Origin of the sequence: Roseibium sp. (assembly GCF_025698965.1) — a bacterium.
Taxonomy (GTDB): domain Bacteria; phylum Pseudomonadota; class Alphaproteobacteria; order Rhizobiales; family Stappiaceae; genus Roseibium.
In genome coordinates this window covers 1-11,775 of record NZ_JAILWL010000170.1, presented here as the reverse complement: position 1 = coordinate 11,775, position 11,775 = coordinate 1, and the positions used below count along the sequence as shown (strand labels likewise).

Annotated in this window: 8 protein-coding genes and 1 pseudogene; 2 read left to right on the top strand and 7 right to left on the bottom strand. The window is 56.1% G+C overall.

The genetic code is table 11. The features are described 5' to 3' along the window. Both K5905_RS15060 and K5905_RS15055 read right to left on the bottom strand, forming a co-directional pair. On the bottom strand, positions 1 to 839 hold an 839-nt coding region (locus K5905_RS15060; protein ID WP_297585389.1), incomplete at its 3' end, for an aconitase family protein. After that, entirely contained in the window at positions 836 to 1,741 is a 906-nt protein-coding gene (locus K5905_RS15055) for an alpha/beta hydrolase (protein ID WP_297585386.1), read from the bottom strand. The genes K5905_RS15055 and K5905_RS15060, both read right to left, overlap by 4 nt. A gap of 211 nt (positions 1,742 to 1,952) precedes the next feature. Here K5905_RS15055 and K5905_RS15050 point away from each other — a divergent pair. Then, positions 1,953 to 2,069, top strand: a pseudogene (locus K5905_RS15050) (C4-dicarboxylate ABC transporter); the annotation flags it as partial. Positions 2,070 to 2,106: 37 nt separating this feature from the next. Then, positions 2,107 to 2,697, top strand: a complete 591-nt coding sequence (locus K5905_RS15045; RefSeq protein ID WP_297585384.1) for an alpha/beta hydrolase — start codon at positions 2,107 to 2,109, stop codon at positions 2,695 to 2,697. A 403-nt stretch (positions 2,698 to 3,100) separates the two neighbouring features. Here K5905_RS15045 and K5905_RS15040 read toward each other — a convergent pair whose 3' ends face one another. The 5 genes from K5905_RS15040 to K5905_RS15020 form a co-directional block, all read right to left on the bottom strand. Continuing rightward, positions 3,101 to 3,922: an SDR family oxidoreductase gene (locus K5905_RS15040; RefSeq protein WP_297585382.1), complete on the bottom strand. Its 822-nt coding sequence runs from the start codon at positions 3,920 to 3,922 to the stop codon at positions 3,101 to 3,103. A gap of 137 nt (positions 3,923 to 4,059) precedes the next feature. Further along, positions 4,060 to 5,400, bottom strand: a complete 1,341-nt coding sequence (locus K5905_RS15035; protein ID WP_297585379.1) for an aldehyde dehydrogenase family protein — start codon at positions 5,398 to 5,400, stop codon at positions 4,060 to 4,062. Positions 5,401 to 5,759: 359 nt separating this feature from the next. After that, the gene (locus tag K5905_RS15030; RefSeq protein WP_297585377.1) at positions 5,760 to 7,637 is read right to left on the bottom strand and encodes a monovalent cation:proton antiporter-2 (CPA2) family protein; all 1,878 of its coding nucleotides are present in this window, start codon (positions 7,635 to 7,637) and stop codon (positions 5,760 to 5,762) included. Positions 7,638 to 7,915: 278 nt separating this feature from the next. Continuing rightward, entirely contained in the window at positions 7,916 to 8,905 is a 990-nt protein-coding gene (locus K5905_RS15025; protein ID WP_297585374.1) for a helix-turn-helix domain-containing protein, read from the bottom strand. Positions 8,906 to 9,483: 578 nt separating this feature from the next. Beyond that, the coding region (locus tag K5905_RS15020; protein WP_297585371.1) for an error-prone DNA polymerase at positions 9,484 to 11,775 on the bottom strand (2,292 nt) is incomplete at its 5' end.

Sequence of the window (11,775 nt, the reverse complement as noted above, 5' to 3'; positions counted from 1 at the left end):
ACCAGCGGTGCAATCTCGCCGGCGTCGATCCTGACAGTGGTGTCAAATGCTGCGCCGGGGTCAGAAGTCCACTTTTCGCCATCAAAACGCAGCATGTCACTGTGAGGCCGGCCGGCGGCCATGCGATAGGCTTTGTCATCCGCCGCGATCAGCGCGGCGCGGCCACCAAGTTCGACGGCCATGTTGCAGATCGTCATCCGGCCCGACATTGACTGCGCCCGAATAGCCGAACCGGCAAATTCCACCGCGTAGCCATTGGCGCCGCCTGCGCCGATCACCTGCACCACCTTCATGATGATGTCCTTGGCGGTCACCCCCGGGGCAAGGTCGCCTTCGACCTCGACCAGCATGGTTTTCAGGCGCTTGTAACGCAGGGTCTGGGTGGCAAGCACATGCTCAACCTCGGACGTGCCGATGCCGAAGCCAAGCGCACCGTAAGCCCCATAGGTGGTGGTATGACTGTCCCCGCAGGCGATCAGCATGCCTGGCGCGACCAGCCCCTGTTCCGGCACCACGACATGTTCGATACCCTGCCGCCGGTCGCCAAGACCGTAAAAGGCGATACTGTGTTTGGTGCAATTGGCCTCCAGATTGTCGATCAGCAGCTTTGATGCCGCGTCATGCGGGACCTGGCTGCGGGTGGCGTTCACATGGTCGATGACTGCCAGATGCGCCTCGGGGCGCCAGACGTTCAATTGCTTTGTGTCGAGTCCAGAAAAGGCTTGCGGGCTGGTGTATTCGTTCATGATGTGAAAATCGACATAGATCAGCATGTCGCCGTCCGGCAGATCGCAAACCTTATGCGCGTCGACCAGCTTGTCATAGAGTGTCCGGCTCATTCGGCGGCCTCCACGTGGATTGGGTTGCGAGAAAAGAAACCGGACATACGCGCGGCTATTTCGTCCGGGATTTCTTCGGCCATGTAGTGCGTCGCGTCGAGCGCTTCGCCGTCGACCCGTTCGGCACGCTGACGCCAGAGGCCAAGTGCATCGAAACACGTCTCGATCACGCCGCGTTTCGCCCAGAGGGCCAGGACAGGCATGTCTAGTTTTCGCCCCTGGTCAGCGTTGTCATGTTCGATGTCGATACTCGCGGCGGCGCGGTAATCCTCGCAGCTTGCATGGATTACGTCCGGCTCTGCGAAGGCCTCCAGATATTCCGTCAAAGCCTCAGAAGAAAACGGATTTTCGCCACGGGCCTGATTGACGCATTTCAGTTTCCAGAACCCTTCGGGATCGCATCCGATCATTTTTTCCGGCAGCGGCTGCGGCTGCGTCAGGAAAAACCAGTGCCAGTAGGCGCGCGCGAATTCGGCGCTCGTCCCGGCATACATCTCGCGGGTCGGCGCAATGTCGAGCAAGGCCATTGCACTGACGCAATCGGGATGATCGAGGCCCAAACGATGCGCAACCCGCGCTCCGCGGTCATGAGCACCAACGAGGAACCGTTCGTGTCCCAAACGCCGCATCACCGCGACAACGTCGTCGGCCATGGCACGTTTCGAGTAAGGCAGATGCGACGGGTCGGACTCAGGTTTGTCCGACCGACCATATCCGCGTAAATCCGGGCAAACGACCTGATATGACCGGGCCAGTATCGGCGCCACACCGTTCCACATCGCGGACGTCTGCGGGTATCCATGCAACAACACAACCGGCGGCGCACCATCCGGACCCGCGCGGCGGATGAACAAGGTCGCGCCGTCTCCGCCGACCCTCTCCTCCACGAATTCCTGAAACATTTACGACTCCTCGGAGAAATCCGGTTTTCCTCGTTATCCCAGATCAATTCGAAATAACTAATCGGAAATAATAATCAATCCTGCCGACTAATCCTTTCGGAAAATCCGATTAATCTCCAGCGACACATGGCGCTCTGGTGGAAGAGATCCGGAGGCGCGACGAAAAGGAGGGTACTATGAAGCTTCTGGTGAGCACGCCCTTTCCCTGACAATGGTACTCGGCGCTACGACTGCGCTTGCGGCGTGCGACGAAGGTGAGGCTGTCATCAAATTCAGCCACGTCATCAACACCGACAAACATCCCAAAGGTATCGCGGCCACGCTGTTGGCCATGATTGGGGGCAAATGTCGTTTGGAACCTTGCGTTGCTGCATCCTGACCGTGTGAACATGGTGACCGCGCTCAGCTTGCCATACCAGGAGCGTGGTGAAATCCCCTGGGTGGACTTCATTGAGAGCTTTTTGGGAAGCGACCAATACATCGTGCATTTCAACCGTCATCCAGGCGAAGCAGATGCGGTACTGGACAAAAACAGGCTTCAGTTCCTGCGCAATCTGTATCGCAAGAACGAACCAATAAAAGCGCCAGAGCCGGGGATGGCCATGATCAATCTTGCCATGGCTGAAACATCTGCCGGTGAGCCTCTCATGAGTGATCGCGAGTTGGCCGTTTTCGACACGGCATTCGAAACCTCAGGGTTCACGAGCAGCATCAATTGGTACAGAAACCTCGACCGCAACTGGCATCTTCTGGCGAAGACCAACCCTGTCATCCAACACTCTGCTCTGATGATTTACGGCGATCGCGATTTGGTGCCGAAGTCCCCAAATTTGAGTGACTTTGTCCCAAACGTCGAGGTGGTCACCCTGCATTGCGGCCACTGGATACAGCAGGAAAAGCCGGAAGAGACAACTCAGGCGATTGTGAACTGGCTGGACCCAAAAAACGCGACCTAGCCCTTGGAGATTTTCAAAACCTACCTGTGTCCTCAAGCCTAGTCTGACGTTTGACCGTAGTGTAACGAGTGACTGTTTGTGACCAATGTGAGCTATGCTGCAATTTGGTCGAGTGTCGGTTTTGGGGCCGAAAGCGGGCTGTCAGGTTCCGTCCGAAAAGTCATCGAAGCGGACGTTCGCGAAGCGCAAATTCGCGGCCGGTTTCGGCCCATAGCGGACATGTACGCTTACCGCAGCAAAGGTCCGAATCAAGCCCTCTTTAACCAATGCTGCAAAGTCAACAAACGTCCGCTAAAGGCATCTGGGAGAGTGATCTAAGTGTCCAGCATCGATAGTGGACACTGTGGGCCGACTCCGTGAGTAGGTGGAAATAGCGGTTTTTGGGCGGCCGCTCACGACTAAATTAAAGCCCCAACTGTCCTTTCATCATAGCTAGATACTCAGCATCGCCCAACGCCTTGCGGGCGGCAATTACCTGCTCGGCGTCCGGGCCGGCGACGTAGCGCATTTGATCGGTCCCCTCTGTGGCTGCCTGCCAGATCGCTTCTGCCACCAGAATGGGGGCTGACCCTTGCGAGCCTGCGGTCTGCATTGCGGCCAGAGCCTTATCCACAAAGGGACCATATTCAGCCAGCTCTGAATCAAAATTGATCATTGAGCCGGTTGTTTCAGCGAAGTTGGTGTTGATCATTCCTGGCTCGATCAGCTTCACCTTGATTCCGATCGCCTCAAGCTCATAGGAGAGCGCTTCCATCATACCTTCGACGGCAAACTTAGATCCATGATAGAGGGAACCGAGCGGGAAAGTTACTTTGCCACCCATGGAGGAGATGGTTATGATCGTCCCGTCGCCTGCTGCCCTCATGTATGGGAGCACATTTTTCGTGACCAGCAGCGCCCCAATGACGTTTACGTCGAACTGCATCCGGATTGCCTTTTCAGGCGTTGCTTCCAATATGCCGTATGCTCCGTAGCCAGCATTGTTCAGCAGAACATCGATCTTTCCGAAGCGTTCAACCGCTTCGGCTACCGCGCTCTTAATGGTCTCCTCATTTGTCACATCCAATGCGGTCACCAACACGTTGTCTAATGCGTTCAGCTCTTCAACTGTTTCAGGGTTGCTGCGCACGGTTGCGACAACATTCCAACCCTTCTCTTGAAAGAACTTGGCGGTCATCCGCCCGATGCCGCTTGAGCACCCTGTGATTAGAATTGTTTGTGTCATATTCACCTCCTGTCATAGTTTATGTTCGCCTCGCCGGGTCGGCGAAATCGTGCGCGCCGCAAGAACAAAATTGATCGCGTCAACGCTCATCATTCCGGCGGGCACCGTGCCCAGAGGAATAAATCAACGGGCCTTCATCAAAAGTCTTTACCGTGGAGGCTGTCTAAGGCCATTTGTCCCGCGAGCTTGGCAAACCGGCCCCAACTTTGATCGACCGAGTATTTGGAGGCGTTCACGAGCATGTGGTCAACTTGCTTTCGGTTTGTGAATGCGAACGCGGATGCTCCGAAATCGTCGATGATCACTGATTTCACGACGTTTTCGTAATTCAGACCATTGCCGAAATTGCCGACCCCGGAAACAAAGTTCTCTGTCGTTTCACCACAACCGCCCCAAGTCAGATAGGCATTGAGCCAGATATTGGGTGGCACGTTGTTGACCGCGATGCCGCCATAGTCGAGTTTGTGAACTGCCGAATGGACGGCAGCTTCGTTCGCTTTAAACGTGTCGTTGTCGACCAGGATCATGCAGCCAAGCGTGCCGAGTAGCCGATTGTTGCAAAAGTCCACGGCTTTGGTGAGGAAATCGCCCGCTTCGTTATCCGTATCCAATGGAAGCTCGCTAAAGATTTGGCAGAAGGCTTCATTGCTGACCGCAAAATCATCTTCACCGATGCCCGGGATGAACACGAAATCACTGTTCGGATGGTTGCCGCCTTCGGGTTTCAGAATCTCTGCGGTTGGCTGGTTCTCAAGGAAGGCTTCCTTGGTCTTATCAACGCCCGGATAATAGGTAGAGGTTCCGAAGGTCGTCTCGGCGATCGCTTTGCGCAACGCCTTGATAAACTGATCGCGCTGAGGCCAGTTCTTCGATGTGATGATCGTTTGAGGGCGTCCACAAACCGCGCCGCCATTGAGCTTCCCGACCGATGCCAGTTGGATCGCCCAATGCTCAATTTCTTTGTCGGTCCAGTGCCCAGGCACGATGAGGCAGGGGTTGTTGCCGCCACACTCCGAGACGAGCGGAGCGCTCGCTGCGTTCTGGATCGCATGAGCAACGCCAGTCGATCCGGTAAAGTAAATCGAGTGAAGACCCTCGAGCGCGGACATTTCACGTCCTTGATCGCCGTCGATGAAGACAAGCGCTCCACGTTCAATGACCGGGGCAAAAATCTTTGCCCACACCTTGTCTGACGCTTCATTGAGCTGGTGTGGTTTGTGGATCACGGCTTTGTTTTCCAGAAAGAGCGCCATCGCCATTTCGATGGAGGAACTATAGTTGCCGGCCCCTGAGACAGCGGTAATGCCTGCAGGCTTATCGAGCGGGTTGACCTGATTAGGCTCTCCGGACACGTGAAGGAACCCTCTCACCTTGCCTGCAATCAGCTTGTCTTTTTTGTAGAGAGGGTAAACCTCAATCGCGGAGCGATCATCTGGCAATTGTTTAATCGCGATTGGCGCTGGCAATTCGCCATGCACAAGCGCCTCATAGAGGTGCCGGATGCCCATGAGCGTATTACCCATTGCGTTGACGGTTGTGACAATTCCCTCTGCGAGCGATATGCCCTCCGCGCCAACTTGTTCGTTCTTCATCGCTGCGTCGGCAGCGCCCAATTCATCGCAGTATTTCAGAATGTTTTCCTGAATCTCTGCAATAAGGGCAAGCCGTTCCACGACTGAAGTTTCAGCCCATGCCGTGGGATTGAGACTGTCAAATGCGTCCTGCGCTTTCATGGGCAATTCCTTCGGTACAAGCATTATTACGTGATGCTTTTTATCAAGCGCCCAAATCGCCAACAATATCATTAGGTGCCATCAGACTTGCCGAAGAGAACGGATCACTCTGCTCGCTTGATCTTGGCCTTGTGGACGCGATCCCGAAGCTCTGCCTCCCAATCACTTTGGGTCTCCTGATACCTGGCCACCATGGCCTCATTTTCATGTATCGCGACGCCAGGTTTGTGGAGCTCGGCCGTCTCCAACATGCGTGTTCGCTCAAACGCGTCATATTCGGCCATCATACGGTCCGCGGCGCCTTTGCTGTGCCCCAGGGCCTCGAGGGCGGAACGCGCTGTGCGCAGCGAGCTGTCATAGGTTTCACGGATGACATCTCGGCAGCCTGCATCCCACAGGTCGAAGACGTGAACGCGATCATAGGCGCGGGCGATCACATGAACATCCGGGTACGCTTCGCGGACGTAGCGGACCAGTTCAGTGGTTTGTTCCTTGCCATCAATCGCGATGATCAGAAGTTTCGCCTCATCGAGACCTGCGGCTTTCAAAAGGTCGTGCCGGGTGGCGTCTCCATAGTACACTTTGAGATCAATCAGGCGCAGCATCTCTAATTGCTCGCTGCTGTAATCGACTACAGTCGTCTCATAGCCCGCAGCGCGCAACGCTGTATTGACCATCCCGCCGACGCGGCCATGTCCTGCAATGATGATGCCAGAATAGTCTTCGATCTCATCGGCGGAAGTGTCCTCACCAGAAATGTATCGTGGCACGATCAAGCGCTCATAGACGATAAACATCAGGGGTGTTGCGAGCATCGAGAGCGCAACCACCAACAACAAAGTGTCGGCGACATCGGCAGGAATCACGGTGTTTGCGACTGTGAAAGACAGCAAAACAAAGCCGAATTCACCAGCTTGCGCGAGACCCAACCCAAAGAGCCATTGATCGCTACCTCTAATTTTGAAGATGCGCGCCAAAGCGAGCAACACAATGGCTTTGACCGCAATGAGGCCAAGGGTCAGCCCCATAATGGATCCGAAACTGCCAAAGAGAAGGTCGAAATCCATACCTGCACCAACGGTTATGAAGAATACGCCCAGGAACAGCCCACGAAATGGGTCGATATCGCTTTCAAGCTCGTGACGATATTCGCTGCTGGCGAGAACAACACCGGCGAGGAATGTGCCAAGAGCCGGAGAGAGGCCGACCATCGTCATCAGCAACGCAATGCCAAGCACCACCATGAGGGCTGTGCTGACAAAAAGCTCGCGCAGCCGCGCTCTGGCAACAAAGCGGAAGAGGGGGCTTACGAGATATTGTCCGACCACAATTACCCCGCCAACGGCCATGATGGTCACAATGGCGGTCCGCCAAGCGCTTTGATGTTCAACCAGAGAGATGTTGAACCCGGACCCGCCATGATCATCTGAATGGCCTGCACTGTTGCTGAGCACTTCTATGAGCTCGGGCGAGGCCAGAAGTGGGACCAATGCCAGCATTGGTATCACCGCGATGTCTTGCGCGAGCAAGACTGAGAAACTGGACTGCCCGCCATCCGAGCGTGACAGGCCTTTTTCCTTCAGGGTTTGATTGACAATCGCCGTTGAGGAGAGCGCGAGAACAAGGCCAATAGCGAGCGCTACGGTCCAGGGCTGACCCAGCGTAAGGGCGATCAGGGCAAACGCCACTGTTGTAAGACCAATCTGCAGGCCTCCAAGGACAAAAATTCGATTGCGGAGGGCCCAAAGCTCCCGTGGTTTCATTTCCAAGCCGATCAGGAACAGCATCATCACAACGCCGAACTCGGCGAAATGCTGAAGGGCAATAACATCTGCCCCGATCGCGTGCAGGATGGGGCTAAGTGCTATGCCAGCGATCAAATAGCCGAGAACAGACCCAAGACCGAAACGTGTCGCGAGCGGGACCGCGATCGCACCTGCAAAGAACAATGAAAACGTGATGAGCATGAAATCAGCTGACAAACTCTACCTCCCAGAAGATAGATGACCGCAAGTTTGCCGAGCGATCACTTGCGTCAGTTTTAGTTGCATCTTTCTTATTCGTTTGCGGAACAACGCAACGCCGTCGAGACAAACACCGGCAATGTTTTCCCTACAGATGCACTCATCCAAAACCGTCTGTATTTTGTAGCTGCGCCCATTGCCCGATTTGTCATGAACAAAATCTATCGTCGAGAAATGGTTGAGATTCGTCGAGCACAGCCAGATGACAGAGTTGTCCTTGTCGTAGCCCCGGCTCTTCATTTGCGCGGTGGGCACAGATCAATCGTTGACTTACCCCTTGCTTCCGCTGGGGTCATGCCCGTCCAGCGTTGGAAAGCGCGAAAGAATGAGTTAGGCTCACGGTATGCCAGCAAAAAAGAGATCTCTTCGATGCTTAGCTCTTCTTCGCTCAGATAGTGCATAGCGAGTTCCAAGCGTGTCGATGCCAGTATCGTTTGGAATGTCTCGCCTTCTTCTTTCAATTGACGTTGCAACGTACGTTTGGACATGGCCATCCTTTCGCAGGTCGCCTCAATACTTGCTTCACCTGACGGCAGCATTTCACGCAGAGCGTTCTTGACCCTAATCGCGAAGAACACCTCCGAGTCTTGTGCCGCCATTCTGTCTCGAAGTTGCTTCTCGAATTCCGGCCAGATTTCCTCGTTCTCGGTGACTAAGGGCAGATCCGCGTCTTGCCGACGCAGAGAAATCTGCGCGCCTCGCTTGGGTTCGCAACCTAGATACGCAAGTACCTCATGCCCTGGGTGCTCAATAAGTGGAAGTTCTAGGCGCGCTGGAACGATTTGCTTAACCGTGTGGCAACGAACGCATTCCAGTAGGAAGATTGCTTCGAACCAGATCATCTGCGGGGGGACTTGAATTTTGGGGTCTACCGATCCGATTGCGACATGCAGGTAGTCATCTTCCTCGGAGACTTGCAGGGTTATCGGTGCCATCAGTGGTTTGAACACTGACAAGCGGTGAAGGCCGGTTCGAACATCAGGCGAGCAAGAAAATGCAAACATCGCGGGCGTAAAATGAGCGTGCGCGAAGAGTTTTCCCAAAGCGAGCGGCAGATCGGGACGCCCAGCTTCAACTTCAACTGCACGCCAAAGATCGAACACCTGCGAAGGCGTCAACTCTACACGCTCGTCGCGCGAAAAGTTATCCGCGAGCCCGGCTCGAAACGCGACCAATTCGGGTGAGATATTCAGTAGTTTGGCCGCCTGCGCGATAGATCTGGCCATTGGGTAAACACGGTTTGACGTTTTAGCCTCCTGTATCAAGGTTTTGGGTCACCCCCTTAGTGCACGCGTCAATTCAGATGCACCATAGGCCTAAAGATAATTGGCACGTTCAGATGGTATTTTGGCGCAATATGATGGTTTAGTCTGTTGATTGCCAATGAGAACTGACCCATCCGCGCGTACTGGACTGACGTTTTTGGTTGGGGAGAAATGAAGTGCTTAAAATCGGATTTTTGAGTGGAATACGACGCTGGGCATTGCGCGCGCAGCGTCCGGTTCCCAACAACATTGAGCAACGTTTTACGAAACGCGCCTCAAACATCGTAGAGCCTTGATCCCGCTCGCCGGACACACTGATGCCGATGCTCGGTTTATCACCGGACAAAACCTAAACTTCGCCAGCGAAACTGCCAAGAAAACACTGGAGACAGTCATGGTGAAATGATGTCAACGCTCCGGGATATGCGGCGGCGTCTCCATAGCGGTCACTGGCGCAACCGCAGCGAAAGTTAACTTTGTCCCGCATAGTTGAACTCGGAACAAACCACCGCAAATGTCCACTCTCGACCCGCTCCCCCTCAATGAAAATCCCTACTCGGGAACAGCTTCTTCGCCTGGTCGCGAGGATGCATCGCTCTTGGTTTCGGGGTGTCGGCCTTCAGGTGCACCGGCACCTCGTCGGTCTTGGCGGTGGTCTCGACCAGAATGTCGTCCTTTGGGTGGCCGAGAAGGGCGAGGTTGTGGGAGCAGTCTTCGATATGGTCGGCGATCAGGTGCACGACAATGCCCTCCCGCTCCAGACGGCCACGTACCTTTAACAACCGCCCGCCGAGGACGGCGGCGCGGAAGCGTTCATACATTTTCGGCCAGACGACCACATTGGAAACGCCGGTCTCGTCTTCCAGGGTCAGGAAGATAACGCCTGAGGCCGTACCGGGGCGCTGGCGGGTGATGACGAGACCGCAGACCGAAACGCGTCGCGCCTCGCGTGGGGTCAGGCGCGCCAGCTGGTCATGTGGGGTGAGGCTTGGAATATGTGGGCGCAGCAGCTCCATAGGATGCGCGCGCAACGTCAGCCGCGTTGCAAGATAATCCTCCACCACTTCCTGACCGAGATGCATCGGCGGCAGGATGACATCCGGCTCGAAGACGGCCTCGCCATCGATCGGATCATTGAAGAGCGGCAGCGGTTTCGGGCTGCGGATTGTTTTCACCTGCCACAGCGCCGCCCGGCGACTGAGCCCCATGCCGGCAAAGGCGTCGGCCTCGGCAAGGCGTTCCAGCGTCGCCGGCGGCACGCCTGTGCGAAGCCACAGGGTTTCGGTATCGGGATAACCGTTGCCGCGCGCCGCCACGATCCAGTCCGCATCTTCTTCGCGCATGCCCTTGATCTGGCGGAAGCCCAATCGCAAGGCTAATGCGCCGTCGCTGCGCTGCTCCAACGTGTTGTCCCAAGAGCTGGTGTTGACGCAGATCGGCCTGACCTCCACCTGATGTTCGCGCGCGTCGCGCACGATCTGCGCCGGAGCATAGAAGCCCATCGGCTGGGCGTTGAGGAGGGCGCAGGCAAACTCGGCCGGGAAATGGCATTTCAGATAGGCTGAGACATAGGCCAGCATGGCAAAGGCGGCCGCGTGGCTTTCCGGAAAGCCGTATTCGCCAAAGCCCTCGATCTGGCCGAAACAGTTCTGGGCAAACTCCAGCTCATAGCCGCGCTCGAGCATGCCGGAAATGAACTTGTCCCGGAGTTGGCCGATCGTACCCATGCGCCGGAAGGTTGCCATGGAGCGGCGCAGCTTGTCCGCCTCCGACGGGGTAAAGCCGGCGGCGACCACGGCGATCTGCATCGCCTGTTCCTGGAACAACGGTACGCCAAGTGTCTTGCCCAGCACATCCTCCAGTTCTCTGGAGGGGAACTTGACCGGTTCCTTGCCCTGCCGCCGGTTGATGTAAGGATGCACCATGCCGCCCTGGATCGGGCCGGGACGGACAATCGCCACCTCGATGACAAGGTCATAGAACTCGCGCGGACGCATACGCGGCAGAAAGTTCATCTGCGCGCGGCTTTCCACCTGAAAGACACCGATCGCATCCGCCTTGCACAGCATGTCATAGGTCCCGGTATCGGCCTGCGGCACGCTGCCAAGGGTCAGCTTGTCGCCGTGATGGGTCTCGATCAGGTCGAAACACTTGCGGATGCAGGTCAGCATCCCAAGGCTGAGCATGTCCACTTTCAGGATGCCGAGGGCATCGATATCGTCCTTGTCCCACTCGATCACCGTACGGTTTTCCATGGCCGCGTTTTCGATCGGGCAGAGTGCGTCGAGCCGCCCTTGCGTGATGACAAACCCGCCGACATGCTGGCTGAGGTGACGCGGAAATCCGATGATTTCGCGGATCAGGTCGATGGTCCGGATCACGCGTGGATTGGAAAGATCCAGTCCCAGTTCCTTGACGCGGGTCTCCTCCGGCCCCTTGTTGGAACTGCCCCAGATCTGACCGGAAAGGGCGGCGGTGACATCCGCATTCAGCCCCATCACCTTGCCGACCTCGCGGATGGCGGCGCGGGTGCGGAAATGGATCACCGTGGCGCAGAGCCCGGCGCGGTGGCGGCCGTATTTTTCATAAACATACTGGATAACCTCCTCACGCCGCTCATGCTCGAAATCGACGTCGATATCCGGCGGTTCGCCCCGATGCTCGGAGATGAAACGTTCCGACACCATGGTGATGGTTTCCGGCCCGACATCGGTGATGCCGAGCGCGTAGCAGATGATGGAATTGGCCGCCGAACCGCGCCCCTGGCACAGGATGTAACGGCTGCGGGCAAACTGGATGATGTCGTGAACGGTCAGGAAATAGGCGGCGAA